Genomic DNA, 16,346 nt, shown 5'->3' on the forward strand with positions numbered 1-16,346 from the left:
TATCTTAGAACTCCCGCGTATAAAACGCGGCATATAGAGGACATGTTTATCCCTGTATTAAATAAAGTTAACGCAGCGATTTAATTTATAGAGCTGTCTTAAAATCTTTGAAAATTGGTATAAGCTAATTATAGAAGTTTGAGGAGCATTGTATGGCGTTAACTTTATTAAGACTGGAAGATATTAAACGTTGCATTTCCATGAAAGAAGCGATAGACACGATGGAAATCGCTTTTAAGCAGTTAGTAACCCAGAAAGTTATTATGCCGCTTAGAACACCCATTCCAGTCCAAAAGCAAAATGCTTTAACATTGACTATGCCTGCGTATATACCTGGTCAAGAAGCATTAGGAGTAAAAGTTGTTTCTTTTTTTCCAAATAATGCAGCAAAAAACCTTCCCAGTATCTACGGAACTATCTTGCTTTTAGATGCGACCACCGGAGCAATAGAGGCTATTATGGAGGGTACCTATTTAACCGCTGTAAGGACAGGCGCTGTCTCTGGATTGGCAACAAAATACCTTGCGCGAGAGGATGCGAAACATTTGGCCATTATTGGTTCTGGTGTTCAAGCTGTAACTCAACTGGAGGCGATGGCAACAGTGCGGGAAATTGAAAGGGTCTCTATTTGTTCTCGCAATATGGAAAGAGCTAAACAGTTTGCAGATACAATCAGTGATCATTTTGAAGTAAGCGTTTTTAAAGATGTGAGGCAGGCGGTAAAAGAGGCAGATATAATCTGTTCGGCAACGAATAGTACGGAACCGTTCATACACCTGCAGGATATTAAACCGAATGTTCATATTAATGCTATTGGTTCCCATACCAAAGAAATGCGGGAAGTTGCCAACGATGTATTAGCAAAAGCGTTAGTGATTGTGGATCAAAAGGAAGCTGCACTTGCTGAGGCTGGTGAAATTATTCATGCCATTGCCAATAAAGCGCTCACAGAAACACGGCTCAAAGAATTGGGTCATATGCTCAAAAAAAATACCACTTACTACAAAAGGAGACTTACTGTTTTTAAATCAGTAGGACTTGCAATTCAAGATATCAGTATTGCACAGGTAGTTTTTCAAAATGCCAGCCTAAAACGTTTAGGTTCGAAATTTACTCTTTAAACTATTCCTGAATAATTTTTTAAAAGATAACTGGTAGCTAAGCCCGCCACTAGTCCAAATAAATGACCTTCCCAGGAAACACCTTTTTTGCTGGGAAAAATCCCTAAGAAAATTCCTGCAAAATAGTACAAACTGATTACACCAAGAATAATTGCTGTGACGGTACCTTGTTGTAAAATATCACTGACTAACAATCCCCAGTAACCGGTAATGAGCGAACTGGCCCCAATATGAATGCCAGGTTTAGCGAAACACCAGATTAACAAGCCACTTAAAAGTGTAATAATTAAAGTCACGTATAAAAAATACGGCAAGCCATTGATGAGAATAAAGTTACTCAATACTACCAGGGGGATTGAATTAAAGAATAAATGATTAAAATTCGCATGTAATAAAGGTGCAAATAGAATACCGGGAAGGCCGTAAATACGTCTGGGTATAATACCAAAATAAAGCAGACGGTTATTTAGAAAGAGATTAATAAAATAGACTAACCAGGGTATGCCTAGAATAATGAGCAGGAGATTTATATCAGCTTTTGTCTGCTGAATGATGACGTACAAGCTGCGGTTAATTTCATCAAGCATATCAGGTCTCAGAGATTATGAGTAACCAACGCAGTTTTTTGCATGGTCTTTAGGGCAGTTTTATTGGTTGTCGGCAAGGCTGTAATGACTCGCACTGGCACAAAAAGAAGAGGGTCTACCAAAGTCTGATTCATTATCATTGACCAATGTAAATGAGGGCCTGTGGCACGTCCAGTTTTTCCTACAGTTCCTACTTGCTGTCCTTGTTGTAAATGATCACCAACGTTTACCTTGATTGTTTTTAAATGAGCGTATAGAGAAAATAAACCCATGCCATGATCAACAATTACTGTGTTGCCTGTAAAAAAATAGTCTTTGGCACTCACCACATTTCCTGCTGCAATGACATGAACAGGAGTATCGGCAGGTGCGCCAATGTCTAGACCAGAATGAGGAGGTCGGGCCTGATTATTATAAAAGCGCTTTAATCCAAATAGACTGGTAATAGGACCATGCGCCGGAGCAGTGAATTTTGCAGAAAATGGATTGGCAGCGGTGTATTGTGCATATAAAGTTTCCATTTCTTTATTCTCTTTTTCAATCCTTGCTTGTTCTTCAGCTGAAGGATTAACCAATCGATCATCCTTGATCGTCAAATGCTGAGTTGCATAATACTTATCCGTAATATGGAAAGGGATTGACATCTGTGAAGGTTTTTTCATAATCAGCTCTTGAATGGGCTGTTTTTTATCCAAAGGTATACCGACAATCAGCAACCATTGATTAGCTTTGGTGCTTGGAACAACCGCAATTTTTTTATTATCGTAATACACCTCTGGTTTTTGCTTAATATCAATGGGAATAATAGTAATGCCTCCATTAACTGCATGATTTTCCGGCAATGCCGCAGCTGCAAGCAGATGATTAGCCAGGAAAAATAAAGTAAAACAAGCAAAACGAAACAACTTAAAGTAATCCCTCATCGTTTATCCTTTTATGTTGATTATTTCGCAATTTAAACTGCCGTGAGCCAAGCGTACATTGATTAAATCACCTTTATTTACTTGAGAACTGTTGTAGATGATTTTTTTACCTATTGTAGCAATCGCATATCCCCTATCCAGTGTAGCTAATGGGCTTACGGCATGCAATGTTGCAAGTTTTGCAGTAAAACATTGTTTTAATCCAGCTATCTTGGCCGCCATAAAAGTTATCAACTGTTGCTCAAGAGACAATAATTGACTCCGGCTTTGATTTAATAACAATTGAGGATTGTTGGCTTGTAATTTAGCGAACAATAAAGCTAGTCGACTTTTATTTTTTTGCAGTAAATTCTGCATTGCTTGATAGAGTTGACGCTCTAAAAAATCAACAGCTTGCCAATGTTTGGCGATTAGTTGTTGTGGAGATAAAATTTTGGCCACTTTACTGGACAGGAGAAGCTGTTTATGTTGTGTAAATCGACCCATGAGGGAAATTACCCGGCGTTCCAGTATCTGCAATGCGGTTATCAATTCCAGTTGATTTGGAGTGACCGCTTCAGCAGCAGCTGTGGGGGTGGCTGCTCTTAAATCTGCAACAAAATCAGCAATGGTAAAATCGGTCTCATGCCCAATACCTGTTACAACAGGAATTGTACTTTTGCTGATCGCCAACGCCAATTCTTCATTATTAAAAGCCCACAAGTCTTCGATACTACCACCACCCCTGGCTAAAATGAGCACGTCTGCCTGATTATCCTGGTTTGCTCTACTGATGGCTCTAATAAGCTGCTTTGCTGCTTCTTTGCCTTGCACCTCGCTTGCATAAATTTTTACTATAGCCAGGGGATAACGTCTTGCCAAAGTAGTAATAATATCTTGTAATGCAGCACCAGTTGACGAGGTAATGATGCCAATTACTGACGGGAAGCGGGGGATTTCTTTTTTTCTTTCAGCGTTAAATAAGCCTTGTGACTGGAGTTTGGCTTTTAATGCTTCAAATTGTCGGTAAAGTTCTCCCAAACCTGCATCACTTAAGGAGTGAACAATAAGTTGGTAATCCCCTCGAGCTTCATAAAGACTTAATTTTCCTTGGGCCAAAACCTGTTGTCCGTCTTTAAACTGCTTACTTTCTGGCGAATGATGATTGCGGAAATAAACACAGCGTAACTGTGCTGAGGCATCTTTTAAGGTAAAGTAAAAATGGCCGGAGCTTGGTTTGCTTAAATTCGATAATTCACCAAGAACCACTACCTCGCCAACTTCATTTTCTAACCAAAAGCGAATTTGTCGATTGAGTTGACTGACGGTAAGAGCTGGTAAATCTGGTTGCATGATAATCACTGAAAGAGGAAAACGTATGATTTTATCAATAAACTTGATAGGAAAAATAGTTTTCGCTACTTGCTGTCCTTTACGCGCTTAATGTAAAGCCTTGTCTGAAACAGGCATGCCATTTTTTAAAACGACGTGCTTGCCTGAAAAGGCGGGAATACGTTCACCGGGCAGGATAATTCCTATTAAATTGAGTGGGTCTACAGCAGAGATGCAGATGGCTTGTTCACCAGGCGATTTCTTTTTAATGCTTCGTAGAGAATCAACCGCATAAGGTAGAGCAAATTGTTCACCAAGAAAACCGCTAACAAAGCGACCACCTCTAATTTCTCCCTGTGCTTCCAAACGTCGGAATGCAATTAACAAATCTCGCCAGACAGGAATGATTCTTTCTCGCGCAAGCAATTCGCGGAAACAGATGCCATAGCGTTTTAGTAGAACCCAACAGATTGCCTCAAGCCGTTTATCCTTATCCAAAGTTTTGGTGGATTTTAGTAAAGACCATCTACCCGTTGATTGTCTGAATACATGACGGTTTCTCCTGCCCAGGCGTCGGTGAGGATCAATTAAGGCGCGCAAATTGTCAAAACCATCTGCAGTAATCAAGCCAGCTGAGACTAATTCCCACAGACCTCTTTCAATCTCAGCTTTTAAATGATGAACGTCTTGAACGATATCAATAAAAAAAGAAGCGCCATTTTCCTTTAAATAATAATAAATGGCTTGGGCAACAGTGCTTAAAACAGGTATTATCTCTTCTTCCAACTGTGGTCTGGCAGGTATCCAGGCTGCTTCTTCTCGAGCAAAAAATGTAATAGGTGCAACGCTGGTCGGTATGACACGTTTAGGTTTTAAAGCGTCTATATGTTCTAAGCGTTCTTGGGCTGATAAGGCAGGGTGGGGTGATAAACGCCCCCAACCCACGACCCCCATCAGACACAGTCGATCAAGCATATCTGAAGTATAATTTTTGATTCGTTTGGCAAAAATTTGTTTTTCCCACGCATTGGCAGGAATTTCATAGCCTTGCATTTGCTTGATAATTTCCAGTAAACCCTGTTCACCATTTAGCTGTGTTCCCGGCATAATATGTTGCCAAATAGTTAACCAGTTCATGAATTGAGCTGCACTGACTGGTTCTATTTCTTTGCGTAATTTCCCCAGAGTTAAGCTGTGAATCCTTGCCAGTAGGCGTCGATCACACCACTCCAGCACAGGTTGATTCACTCTAAAATGACCACGCAGAATAGAGCCTGTTGATTCAAGCGTAAGCAATGCCTGTTCTATCTCAGCTTGCTCAAGCCAAAGGATTGCAGTTAATTCAACCACGTTCATAGGACCTAAATGTTGCAGCCAACCTCTTATCATATGAACAATAGCCTCTTCACGCTCTACGGTTTTTTCTTCAATGGCTGCCAGTGATGTTGAAAAGGCTGCATTGGGATAAATCTTAAGAAAGGTGTATTTTTTTTCAGTGGCAACCCAGAATATTTTATCATGAACAGAGGCTTTGCCTGCGCGGCCTTGAGCCGTTAGTTGTTCAAAAAAAATGTTCCATTCACCAGTAATGCGTTGATGTTCATTCAAATGCATATCAGCAGGCAAGGCAATTAGGCTCTGCAGAGTATCATGTAATTCATCAACATTTCTAATATCAGGCCATGCTTGTTTTTGCACTTCAGTTATCGCTGTGGGCTCTAAAGCACCTACCTCTCGTAAAAGCGAATCAGGCAAGACACGACGCATCTCGACTGCTCGCGCTCTTCTCTCTTCCAGGGGAGCATCGTCAAGAAATGCATAGGGATTGGCACTCAGTATTTCATGTGAAAATACGGAAGGCACCGGTGTATCAACTGCTAAACATTGAATTTCTTCTTCGATGATACCTGAAAGAAGCCTGCCGAAGCCCTCCATATCCAATGCTTCTGTTAATATGTCTTTCATCGTTTCAATAATCAAAGGATGCTCTGGGAGGTTGATATCTTGTCCAGCGAGATTGTCCTGACAGGCAGCAGCATCGGGAAACACTGCGGCTAGCAGATCATCAGAAAGCATGCGTAAAATGTTAGGCGGCATCTTTCTCCCGTTGCGAAAGCGAACCAAAGCCAGTGCTCTCGTTGCAACCCATCGCCAGCGTGTGGTGAACAGCGGAGATTGTAAAACAGCTTGAGTGAGTACATCGACAATGGTATTAGGATGCAAAAAATTAAATATATCAATTAGTGGAAAACTATGTTGTTCTGCCAGTGAAATAATAATGCCATCATCTGTTGCAGCAGCTTGTAGTTCAAAATTAAAAGAGCGACAAAAGCGCTTCCTCAAGGCTAAGCCCCAGGCTTTATTAATTCTTGCGCCGAAGGGGGAATGAATAACAAGCTGCATTCCTCCCGACTCATCAAAAAAACGTTCCGCGATAACCATTTTCTGTGTTGGAACACTTCCTAAAACAGCACGTCCTTCCAGAATATATTCTATCAATTGTTCTGCGCCAGCATCACTTACACCGCATTGTTCTTTTAACCAGTGAACAGTCCGTAGAGCATCAGGCTGTTTTGAAATTTCTTCTACTGGAGATAGGGTTAGAGGAAGCATTTCATGGAGTGTCTGTCGTAAATCGGACACTTGAAAGGAAAGTTCGTCAGTTCTCGGTGGTGCTTCTCCCCGCCAGAAGGGAACACTCGGTGGCGCACCGTGGGCATCTTCAACCAGTACGCGACCTTTAGCGCTTTCTACACGCTTAATTTTCCATGACGTAGTGCCCAGCAAAATAATATCCCCTCGGTTACTTTCAACGGCAAAGTCTTCATCAAGTGTACCCACCATCACTTCATTGGGTTCGGCAACAACTGTAAATAAACCGTTTTCTGGAATAGCACCACCGCTTGTAATTGCCGTTAAGCGACTACCTCGTCGACCTTTAATTATCCCATTAACCCGATCACGAAAAAGATAAGCGCTATAGCGGCCACGTGAACCAGCAATACCCTCGGCTAACATCTCCAAGACCTCATCAAATTGCTCACGTGAGAGATTTTTATAAGGAAAACTTTTGGTTATTAATTCATAAAGCTTCCTTTCATCCCACTCATCCGCTGCACAAGCGGCAACAATTTGTTGAGCTAAAATATCCAAGGGCGCTTCAGGAATAGTAAGTTGATCTAATTCTTTTTCACGTATAGCTCGAACCAGAGCCGCACATTCTAAAAGTTCATTGCGTGTAGTGGCAAAAATTTTACCTCTTGAAATGGCGCCATGCCAATGGCCGGCACGACCAATGCGTTGCAAAGCAACTGAAATCGAGCGAGGAGAGCCTATTTGGCACACTAAATCAATGGTACCAATATCAATTCCCAATTCTAAAGAAGCGGTAGCTACAAGTGCTTTTAACTCGCCATTTTTTAGTCGTGTTTCAGCCGTTAATCGTAATTTGCGCGACAAACTCCCATGGTGAGCTGCTACCAAATCTTGCCCCAAGCGCTCAGCCAGATGATGGGCCACTCTTTCGGCCAAGCGTCTAGTATTAACAAAAATTAATGTTGAACGATTTTGTCGAGCTAGAATAGCCAGACGAGTATAAATTTCATCCCACAGTTCATTCGAGGCCACAGGCGCCAGCTCACTAGAGGGAACTTCAATATGCAGCTCAAGTTCACGCATATGTCCAATGTTAATCATTCTCGGTTGTGGACGGTTATTGCCGGTAAGAAAATTGGCAACAAGCGCTATCGGTTTTTGCGTGGCTGACAAACCAATCCGCACGGGAGATTTTAAGGTTAACGCTTCAAGGCGCTCCAACGATAACGATAAATGCGTTCCGCGCTTATTATTTGCAAGCGCATGAATTTCATCAACAATCACTGTTTTAACGTCTTTGAGAATGGCACGACTTTTCTCAGCAGTCAGCAGTAAGTAAAATGATTCCGGCGTTGTAACTAAAATATGAGGTGGTTTTTTTAACATTGCTTGTCTTTCACGAGAGAGAGTATCGCCAGTTCGCACAGCCACTTGAATCTCTTCCATAGGATAGCCTTGCTCTCTACCAAGCTTCATAATTTCATCCAAAGGACCTAAAAGATTTTTTTGCACATCATTGGTTAGCGCTTTTAAAGGTGAAATATACAAAACCTGCGTCTGATTCGTTAATTCTTTTGTGAGTGATTGCCGGATCAGCTGATCAATACAAACTAGGAAGGCAGCAAAAGTTTTTCCTGAACCTGTGGGTGCAGAAATTAAGGTGGTTTTGTCTGCTAAAATTTGCGGCCAACCTTGTTCTTGCGGTTCAGTGGGTAGCGTAAATTTTTTGACGAACCATTCTTGAATCAGGGGATGAGCCCATGCAAGACTGTCAGGATAAATAGAATTCATAGTTTACAGTATATGCAAAATTCATAAAGATAGATAAAGATAATGACTTAGCCTTTAATACAGGCTAAGGGTTTTAAAAAGGCTACGCGTCGCGCCAGATTAGCCAACTCCGTTGCCTCAACCACTTTATGAACGTCTTTATAAGCGCCAGGAGCTTCTTCTGCAATACCACGCATAGAATAACTGCGAATATAAATACCCTCATTTTTTAATTGATCAACCAGTGCTCTCCCTTGCCAATGTTTTAATGCTTGTCTACGACTCATTTGGCGACCAGCCCCATGACAGGCCGAAGCAAAGGCATGATTATCAGTGTTACCTGCCAGAATAAAAGAACCTGTTCCCATACTGCCACCGATACATACCGGTTGTCCTACTGTTTTATAGCGCTGAGGTAAAGAGGGATGTAATGGCCCGAAAGCACGGGTTGCTCCTTTACGATGAATATAAATTTCTGTCTCTTTACCCTGAACCACATGTTTTTCCTTTTTGCAAGTATTGTGGGATACGTCGAATAAAGTCTCGAGTTTAGCCTCAGGTATCACACTGGCAACCGCTTCACGTGTTAAATGCACAATAATTTGTCGGTTGGCTAAGGCACAATTAATACCTGCACACATCGCTCCAAGATATTGCTGACCCTCGTTGGACAGAATGGGAGCGCAAGCAAGTTCTCGATCAGGTAAATGAAGGTTTAATTTTTGTGCTACTTTGGCCAAAGTGACTAAATAATCTGAACCAATTTGATGACCTAATCCTCGTGAGCCACAATGAATAGCAATGAGAATTTGCTTTTCCCGAAGACCAAAAGCCTCGGCGGCTTTTTGATCATAAATTTGCTTAACGACCTGTATTTCCAAATAATGATTACCCGAGCCTAATGTCCCCATTTCTTGCAGTTGTCGTTTTTTGGCATGTTCAGAGACATGATGAGGTTGTGCTCCAGCCATGCAACCCTTTTCTTCCACATAGGGTAAATCGTCATCAATACCATAGCCACGATTAACGGCCCATTTGGCACCACCGTACATTACTTCATCCAACTCCTGCATCGATAAATGCAATTTACCGGTGGAGCCGACGCCAGAGGGAACCTGTTTAAATAATTGCTCAGCCAGTTCCTCAAGATGGGGTAAGATATCATTAAGAGAAAGGTTAGTGCGTAAGCAACGAATGCCACAGGAAATATCAAATCCTACGCCGCCAGCTGAAATAATCCCACCTTTATCCGCATCAAATGCAGCAACGCCACCTATAGGAAAGCCATAGCCCCAGTGAGCATCCGGCATTGTCATTGCCTTGCCAACAAGTCCTGGAAGATTGGCTACATTAACAATTTGTTGGCGTACTTTTTCATCCATTGCGGCAATAAGTTCGTAGGTGCCATACATCACTACAGCGTCAGGTTTTTCAACAGGAGCCCACCGGTAATCATCAATTTGTTTGATTCGGGTCATATCCATAACGATCATTCCTCCGTTGTTTTGTTAAACATCAACTACACATTGAGCTTCCCATTGTTCTTCTATTTGTTTAACGGATAACATTGTTAATGTAGCCCCTTTCACATCAATTCCTCGCTCAATGTCTTCATGCCATACCTCTCCTTGAGCGTGTGCACTCCAATGAACCCCGTTTCTTGTAACTTTAAACTTACAGAGGATTAAATGATTGGCCTGTGCATTTGCAATGAGTAAATTAAGCCAGGTTACCAAAGCCAATTCTGGGTCAGCCTCTTCAAATTGAAAGGCCAGGGATTTTTGGGCAGAGATCCGGGACAAATCGCCCATTAATGCAAACATTGCTTCTGCTGCTTGTTCAAAACTCTGCTCCAAAGTAGAGCCTCTGCCGATAATACCTATATCTGCATCGTGGTCAAAATAATTTTGATCAGTGATCATAATTTATCCTATTGAGATTTTTACAAGCAATAAGTGGTCTTACGTCCATTTAAGACCCTACAATAAACTATTATTGCGGTTAAGGAGATAGAGATAAAATTTTAATAATTATTGGGTAATGCAAAATGCCAATTCATTGCTTTGGACAATTCTTCCAACATAATTTCCCCGCGAATGCTATTTCCTTTAAGATTTACCCGCGGACTTAGAACAGCAATCCCTGCTTTTCCAGGTACCACCGCAATCGTATAACCAGATACACCACTCTTAGCGGGCATGCCTGTCTTCACCATATGTGTTCCTGTTTCATCGTATAAACCGCAAGTCGCCATAATAGCAAGTGTAATTTTGCACGTTTCCAGAGAGAGTACTTGCTCCCCTGTGACAGGGTCTTTACCTGCATTAGCGAGCAGCGTGGGCAAATAAAGCATTTGCTCGAGCATCGCCTCATAAGAGCAGAGTGTAAAATACAGATCCAGGGTTTCATTAATTCCTGCGCCTAAATTATTTCTGCTTTTTAATAAATAGGCGAGTGAACGATTGCGATCGCCTGTGCGTTTCTCAGAGGCGAAAACGAGTGGATTAATGCTAAGACGTTGATTAAAAAGTTTTAGTACCCAATGCTCTAGCCAGGCAAATTGCTGCTCTCCGATTCCTGGAATATGAGAACATAATGTGATTGCACCTGCGTTAAGCATAGGGTTTGAAGGCTTAGGCCCAAATTGCTCAAGTCGAGTAATTGAGGCAAAATCATCTCCGGAAGGTTCTACTTTAACCCACTCAAAAAGTTGATTGGCGCCAAATTCTTCGAGTAATCCAATAAGCGTAATCATTTTACCAGTACTTTGTAGAGTTACAGGCGCTAATGGTTGATTACTGAAAGATACTGTTTCACCGCCTAGGGGATGAACTGCTATAGCTGTAATATCTTTATTAACATTTGCCAACTCAGGAATATAGTTCGCTGTATCACCTTCCTGACTAAGTTCTGCTTTGCCTACTAGTTGTTCCAAGAGTTCAACAGTTATTTTGTTCTCGGTCATACTCTCTCAAAAAGAAAAAAAGGGGTTGCATTATGCTAAATTTAGCACAGTAATACAAATAAAAGGGCACATTAAACAGGCTAAACACATCATCTACATCGACGTTATACTAGCAAACTGCCACGTGCTTTATGCGCGAAATCCCAGCGTCGCCGCTTTCAAGAGGAGGTACTTGAGGTACCGCTGTTTACTAAAAATTCCCTTAATTTACTTCCAATATCAGGAGCTCTCATTAAACTTTCACCAATAAGAAAACAATGAATATGATGGTCTAACATTAATTGAATGTCTTCATGAGTATTAATGCCGCTTTCAGTAATCATTATTTTATTGGCGGGAAGATAGCGAATGAGTTCAATGCTGGTACGAATATCTGTGGTAAAGCTGTGTAAACTGCGATTGTTAACCCCTATTAAAGGCGTAGGAAGTTCAAGAGCACGCTGTAACTCCTCATGGGTATGACTTTCTACTAAAACCGCCATACCAAGTTCTTGTGCTAATTGACAGTAATCTTTGAGTTGATAATCGTCAAGCATGGCAACAATCAGTAAAATACAATCTGCGCCTAAAAAACGACTTTCATAAATTTGATAGGGGTCAATAATAAAATCTTTGCGTAGTACCGGTAAATGCGAATTTTTTTTAGCGACGGCAATATAGGAGGGATCGCCCTGGAAGAAATCAATGTCAGTAAGTACAGACAAACAACTGGCACCATTGTCCTCATAGATTTTTGTAATTTCTGCAACATCAAAGTCAGCACGAATTAGCCCCTTACTAGGTGAAGCTTTTTTAATTTCGGCGATTATAGCGGGTTTATGGTTTTTAAGGGGGGCAATGAAATCTCTAATGGAGGCTATTTCCTGACTTGTTAGTATACCTAAAGGCATCAGTTGTTTTGCCTTTGCAACTTCCAGCTTTTTATGTTCGCTAATTTTATTAAGGATGCTCATTTTTTGCCTTCTGAGTTAAATTTTTTAATTGCTCAAATCGACGACCAGCCTCACCGCTATCAATAGCTTGTTTTGCTTTCATAATAGCTTCATTAAAACTTAAGGGCACACTTCCACAATAAAGTGCCAGGGCTGCATTTAATAAAACAATGTCTCGAGCAGGTCCTTGTTGACCCTGCAATACTTCTTCAGCCAAGGCTAGACTTTGAGCTGGAGAGTCCACGATGATTTGATCCAGGGTAGGGTGATAACAGCCATACTCTTCTGGATTAATGCTCCAATGCTTGTATTGGCCATTGTGATATTCCATGACGTCAGTAACTGCTGAAATACTGACTTCATCCATACCATCGCGAGAATTAATAACAAGAACTCGTTGGCTGCCAAGATTAACTAATACTTTAGCCAAAGGTTCAAGCCATTGCTTTGCAAATACACCTACAACTTGTTTTTTTACACGAGCCGGGTTGACTAAGGGTCCTAGAAGATTAAATAAGGTGCGAATACCCAGTTGTTGTCTTGCATTGCGCGCATATTGCATGGCTTGATGAAAATGTGGAGCAAATAAAAAACTCACATGACATTGATGCATACACTCTTTAAGCTGCTCGTCGGTGAGTTGAAGCTCAAATCCTGCGTGTAATAATAAATCCGCGCTACCGCTGCGGCTGGAAACGGAGCGGTTACCATGTTTAGCAACGTTGATTCCGGCGGCGGCAACCACAAAACTGCTGATGGTTGATACATTAAAGGTATTTTTACCATCACCCCCTGTACCTACGATATCAATAAGATTGTCCCCAAGATCAATACAATGTGCCAACTCCATCATGACAGTAGCGGCAGCAGTTAATTCTTCGATTGTTTCACCTTTTGCACGCATTAATGCAAGAAAAGTTGCTATTTGGACATCGGATAATTCACCCTTCATGCAGGCGTACATAATACTTTGCATTTGCGAGGTTGATAAATTTTCACGAGCAATTAACTGTTCGAAAAGTTTATTTGTATTCATGTTGCTCTAAAAAATGGGTTAATAATTGCAAACCATATTCACTTAAAATGGCTTCGGGATGAAATTGTAGCCCATAAAGTGGGTATTGACGATGAGAAATCGCCATAATAGCGTCTTCAGCCCATGCATCGATAGAAAAGCAAGAGGGCAAGGTGGATGGCTCTACTGCCAGCGAATGATAGCGAGTTGCTTGAAAAGGACTGGGTAGATCACGGAAAAGTCCTTGGTTACAGTGAATAATTGCTGAGGTTTTTCCATGCATAATAGTCGGAGCACGTACAATTGATGCACCAAATGCATAGGCTAAACATTGGTGGCCAAGGCAGATTCCCAAGATAGAAATTTGTCGATGGAATCGTTCAATTGCCGATAATGAGATGCCAGCATCCTGTGGTCCTTTGGGACCCGGAGAAATAACGAGGTATTGCGGCTGGAGCGTTTCAATGTCACTTAATGTAATGCGGTCATTCGCATAAACTAAAACATGCTGGTTTAAGGATTGAAAATATTGAACCAAGTTATAAGTGAAGGAATCATAGTTATCAATAATGAGTAGCATAATTGCCTAATACCAATTTAAAAATAGTGAGAACGGGGCTGACGCATGAAACAATGTTTAATTTCCACGTTCCGCGGTTTAGCCGCGGGATCCAGTGATGCTGCAAGAGGGCTGGATCCCGCGAACGAGTCGCGGGACGTAGAAATAGGGAGCAGATTAATATCATCATTAACTTTAATTTTCATGCATAGACTTGATGGTGGGGAAAATCTTATAAGGAAAACTCTTCTCCCAAATAAACAGCCCTGACTTGCTGGTTTCCTAAAATGGTTTCAGGAGTCCCTTCGCAAAGAATGTTTCCCTGGCTTACAATATAAGCGCGCTCACAAATATCCAGCGTTTCACGCACATTATGGTCAGTAATCAATACACCAATGCCTTTATCACAGAGATGAAGAATAATTTTTTTTATGTCCAGAACAGAAATAGGATCAACGCCGGCAAAAGGTTCATCCAGCAAAATAAAATTGGGCTCAATGGCAAGAGCACGTGCAATTTCAACCCGGCGTCGCTCACCACCAGAAAGACTCATGCCAAGACTTTTTTGAATGTGGGAGATATGGAATTCCTGCATTAATTCCTGTAATTTAGCTTGACGACTTTGCTCATCCAAATCTTTGCGAAGCTGCAGAATGGATAAAATGTTGTCAGAAACAGACATCTTTCGAAATACAGAAGCTTCCTGTGGCAAATACCCTATCCCCAAGCGTGCACGTTGATGCATGGGTGCTTTAGTAATATCTTGAGCATTTAAAATAATTTGCCCTTCGTCACAAGACTGCAACCCAACAATCATGTAAAAACAGGTTGTTTTTCCTGCACCATTCGGGCCTAACAATCCTACGCACTCGCCACTGCGAATAGTAATGCTTACATCATTAACAACGGTTCGGGCCTTAAACGATTTTTTTAAATGTTTTGCTACTAACTCACTCATGCTTTTTTCTCGGGATGAATGACAATCGTGGTACGATTTTTACGATCACCTTTAGAAATAACATGTTGCTTTTCAGTGTCATAGCTAATTTTTGGACCTGAGAAAGAATTGTCGCCCTGAGTAACGCGAGCATTTCCTATTAATTCTACCAAATGACGCTCAGGATAGTAGCGAATCATATTGGCATAAGCATGTAACAAGGGTTTATCCTGCGCTGTCTGGGTCCAAAAATGAGCTTGTTCTTTGTCATCTCCAAAAGCAATCGCAAGTATTAATTTATTTTGCTGATCACCTTCAGTAATAGCTCTGGCTGCTCGTAAATGTGACGTGCCTTGATCAAACTCGACGTTTCCAATGTATTCACCGCGATGGGTTTGCTGATTTAAATCAGCGGAGTCAGCCGATAATTCAGCTATTTTTTCACGATCATCGGGCATAGCAAAACTTAATCTCATCACAAGAATCAGGATAAAAACAAAACATAGCTTGATCATCTTAACCGTGTTTGGGTTCATAAGTTGCATGTGCCCTACTTAGTTGTACGCGTTTGTCAGCTAGATAAGCCTTCATTCCTTGAGAATGTACAATACTCCCTGGTTGTTCAAAACTGACAGCCAAATCAGTGGTTGCCAGTTTTTCCCTGGAAAAGTAGATTAATTTTTCCGTTTTCATCGTACTTTCTTGCGAGTGCTCTCCTTTATTTTGGTGAACAACAACATGGTGCATAAAAGTAATTTGCTCACCGCCATGAATCGCTTTTGCATACTCAGAGCTAATTTGCCAGGCCGGTTGCTCTGGTTGGTTAATGGTTATTTGCGGCATTTTTAATAAATTGGTGTTTTCTGCTGGAATGTGTTGCATCTCTGGTGTGTGCAAGTAATTAATGAGTTTTCCTTTTTCATCAAAGCGGCGCACTGTTAAATTGGTTACTATGGTATCTGCCGATTGTGAAAGTATTGTCTCATCAAGTTTGGCAGTAGCTGTTGAGCCTGCAAAATACCATCCAGCGCAGGCAAGTGCTATTAGTGCACTGAATAACCAAGCGGCTTGTTTTGCTGCATTCATGAGATTAAGTACCTTGTCAGTGCTATTTCTTGTTTATTTTGCGCATTTAAAATTAATTCACAGACTTCCCTAACGGCACCACGGCCTCCAGTTTGCTCCGTTTGCCAGATTGCAAACTCTTTAACCTGGGGCACTGCATTGGCTACAGCCACTCCTAAACCAACTTGTTGTATAATAGGCAAGTCTGGTAAATCATCGCCCACATAGGCAAATTCAGTATAGTCAAAACCAAGGCGCTGCTTAAGTTGTGCGAAAGCATCTCGCTTATCCACCTGACCAGTATAATAATGAAGAATACCGAGTTGTTTCATGCGGTGGTCAATGACAGCATTCACTGAAGTGGTAATAATTGCTACCTCAATACCCGCTGCCATTAATAGCTTCAACCCCATCCCATCCTGTACATGAAAAGCTTTCAGTTCATTGCCAAAATTGTCAACATATAAAAGACCATCAGTCAGAACACCATCAACGTCGCAGATTAAACATTTAATTTTTTTTGCTTTTTCAATTAATTCATTCATTTCTGTGTTTACCTTAAACAA

Annotated in this window: 15 protein-coding genes; 1 reads left to right on the forward strand and 14 read right to left on the reverse strand. The window is 41.3% G+C overall.

Going from position 1 to position 16,346, the window contains the following annotated elements:
• Positions 1 to 152: 152 nt before the first annotated feature.
• Positions 153 to 1,121 carry an ornithine cyclodeaminase family protein gene (locus clem_RS04635; RefSeq protein ID WP_094090550.1) on the forward strand — a complete coding sequence of 323 codons (969 nt, stop codon included), beginning with the start codon at positions 153 to 155 and terminating at the stop codon, positions 1,119 to 1,121.
• Here clem_RS04635 and clem_RS04640 read toward each other — a convergent pair.
• The 14 genes from clem_RS04640 to clem_RS04705 all read right to left on the reverse strand — a co-directional run bounded on the left by clem_RS04640 (position 1,118) and on the right by clem_RS04705 (position 16,325).
• Positions 1,118 to 1,708 (reverse strand): rhomboid family intramembrane serine protease, encoded by a 591-nt coding sequence (locus clem_RS04640; protein ID WP_094090551.1) that lies wholly within the window; start codon positions 1,706 to 1,708, stop codon positions 1,118 to 1,120. The two genes, clem_RS04635 and clem_RS04640, sit on opposite strands and share 4 nt — an antisense overlap.
• A gap of 8 nt (positions 1,709 to 1,716) precedes the next feature.
• Positions 1,717 to 2,631, reverse strand: coding sequence for a peptidoglycan DD-metalloendopeptidase family protein (locus tag clem_RS04645; RefSeq protein WP_094090552.1), 915 nt, complete (start codon positions 2,629 to 2,631; stop codon positions 1,717 to 1,719).
• Positions 2,632 to 2,634: 3 nt separating this feature from the next.
• Positions 2,635 to 3,963 (reverse strand): exodeoxyribonuclease VII large subunit, encoded by a 1,329-nt coding sequence (gene xseA / locus clem_RS04650; protein WP_094090553.1) that lies wholly within the window; start codon positions 3,961 to 3,963, stop codon positions 2,635 to 2,637.
• An 87-nt stretch (positions 3,964 to 4,050) separates the two neighbouring features.
• The gene (locus tag clem_RS04655; protein WP_094090554.1) at positions 4,051 to 8,328 is read right to left on the reverse strand and encodes a DEAD/DEAH box helicase; all 4,278 of its coding nucleotides are present in this window, start codon (positions 8,326 to 8,328) and stop codon (positions 4,051 to 4,053) included.
• Positions 8,329 to 8,375: 47 nt separating this feature from the next.
• Positions 8,376 to 9,791 carry an RtcB family protein gene (locus clem_RS04660; RefSeq protein WP_094090555.1) on the reverse strand — a complete coding sequence of 472 codons (1,416 nt, stop codon included), beginning with the start codon at positions 9,789 to 9,791 and terminating at the stop codon, positions 8,376 to 8,378.
• 24 nt (positions 9,792 to 9,815) lie between these two features.
• Positions 9,816 to 10,229 carry an archease gene (locus tag clem_RS04665; RefSeq protein WP_094090556.1) on the reverse strand — a complete coding sequence of 138 codons (414 nt, stop codon included), beginning with the start codon at positions 10,227 to 10,229 and terminating at the stop codon, positions 9,816 to 9,818.
• 101 nt (positions 10,230 to 10,330) lie between these two features.
• A complete protein-coding gene (glsA, locus tag clem_RS04670) occupies positions 10,331 to 11,272 on the reverse strand; it encodes a glutaminase A (RefSeq protein WP_094090557.1) in 942 nt (313 codons plus the stop codon).
• Between the two features lie 158 nt (positions 11,273 to 11,430).
• A complete protein-coding gene (gene trpC, locus clem_RS04675; RefSeq protein WP_094090558.1) occupies positions 11,431 to 12,225 on the reverse strand; it encodes an indole-3-glycerol phosphate synthase TrpC in 795 nt (264 codons plus the stop codon).
• Entirely contained in the window at positions 12,212 to 13,240 is a 1,029-nt protein-coding gene (gene trpD / locus clem_RS04680) for an anthranilate phosphoribosyltransferase (protein WP_094090559.1), read from the reverse strand. Before trpD ends, trpC begins: the two co-directional genes overlap by 14 nt.
• Entirely contained in the window at positions 13,227 to 13,799 is a 573-nt protein-coding gene (locus clem_RS04685) for an anthranilate synthase component II (RefSeq protein ID WP_094090560.1), read from the reverse strand. Before clem_RS04685 ends, trpD begins: the two co-directional genes overlap by 14 nt.
• 211 nt (positions 13,800 to 14,010) lie before the next feature.
• A complete protein-coding gene (lptB, locus tag clem_RS04690; RefSeq protein ID WP_094090561.1) occupies positions 14,011 to 14,736 on the reverse strand; it encodes an LPS export ABC transporter ATP-binding protein in 726 nt (241 codons plus the stop codon).
• On the reverse strand, positions 14,733 to 15,191 hold the full coding sequence (gene lptA / locus clem_RS04695; RefSeq protein ID WP_232505565.1) for a lipopolysaccharide transport periplasmic protein LptA: 459 nt from the start codon (positions 15,189 to 15,191) through the stop codon (positions 14,733 to 14,735). Before lptA ends, lptB begins: the two co-directional genes overlap by 4 nt.
• 40 nt (positions 15,192 to 15,231) lie before the next feature.
• Entirely contained in the window at positions 15,232 to 15,801 is a 570-nt protein-coding gene (gene lptC / locus clem_RS04700) for an LPS export ABC transporter periplasmic protein LptC (RefSeq protein WP_094090563.1), read from the reverse strand.
• Positions 15,798 to 16,325 carry a KdsC family phosphatase gene (locus tag clem_RS04705; RefSeq protein WP_094090564.1) on the reverse strand — a complete coding sequence of 176 codons (528 nt, stop codon included), beginning with the start codon at positions 16,323 to 16,325 and terminating at the stop codon, positions 15,798 to 15,800. The genes lptC and clem_RS04705 overlap by 4 nt, the downstream gene beginning before the upstream one ends.
• Positions 16,326 to 16,346: the final 21 nt, after the last annotated feature.

The organism is Legionella clemsonensis, assembly GCF_002240035.1.
GTDB lineage: Bacteria > Pseudomonadota > Gammaproteobacteria > Legionellales > Legionellaceae > Tatlockia > Tatlockia clemsonensis.

Coding starts and splice junctions, on each gene's coding strand:
- lptA (WP_232505565.1), bottom strand. CDS start 15,191: ATGAGATTAAGTTTTGCTATGCCCGATGATCGTGAAAAAATAGCTGAA.
- trpD (WP_094090559.1), bottom strand. CDS start 13,240: ATGAATACAAATAAACTTTTCGAACAGTTAATTGCTCGTGAAAATTTA.
- clem_RS04665 (WP_094090556.1), bottom strand. CDS start 10,229: ATGATCACTGATCAAAATTATTTTGACCACGATGCAGATATAGGTATT.
- clem_RS04685 (WP_094090560.1), bottom strand. CDS start 13,799: ATGCTACTCATTATTGATAACTATGATTCCTTCACTTATAACTTGGTT.
- lptC (WP_094090563.1), bottom strand. CDS start 15,801: ATGAATGCAGCAAAACAAGCCGCTTGGTTATTCAGTGCACTAATAGCA.
- clem_RS04655 (WP_094090554.1), bottom strand. CDS start 8,328: ATGAATTCTATTTATCCTGACAGTCTTGCATGGGCTCATCCCCTGATT.
- glsA (WP_094090557.1), bottom strand. CDS start 11,272: ATGACCGAGAACAAAATAACTGTTGAACTCTTGGAACAACTAGTAGGC.
- clem_RS04635 (WP_094090550.1), top strand. CDS start 153: ATGGCGTTAACTTTATTAAGACTGGAAGATATTAAACGTTGCATTTCC.
- trpC (WP_094090558.1), bottom strand. CDS start 12,225: ATGAGCATCCTTAATAAAATTAGCGAACATAAAAAGCTGGAAGTTGCA.
- clem_RS04705 (WP_094090564.1), bottom strand. CDS start 16,325: ATGAATGAATTAATTGAAAAAGCAAAAAAAATTAAATGTTTAATCTGC.
- xseA (WP_094090553.1), bottom strand. CDS start 3,963: ATGCAACCAGATTTACCAGCTCTTACCGTCAGTCAACTCAATCGACAA.
- clem_RS04660 (WP_094090555.1), bottom strand. CDS start 9,791: ATGGATATGACCCGAATCAAACAAATTGATGATTACCGGTGGGCTCCT.
- clem_RS04640 (WP_094090551.1), bottom strand. CDS start 1,708: ATGCTTGATGAAATTAACCGCAGCTTGTACGTCATCATTCAGCAGACA.
- lptB (WP_094090561.1), bottom strand. CDS start 14,736: ATGAGTGAGTTAGTAGCAAAACATTTAAAAAAATCGTTTAAGGCCCGA.
- clem_RS04645 (WP_094090552.1), bottom strand. CDS start 2,631: ATGAGGGATTACTTTAAGTTGTTTCGTTTTGCTTGTTTTACTTTATTT.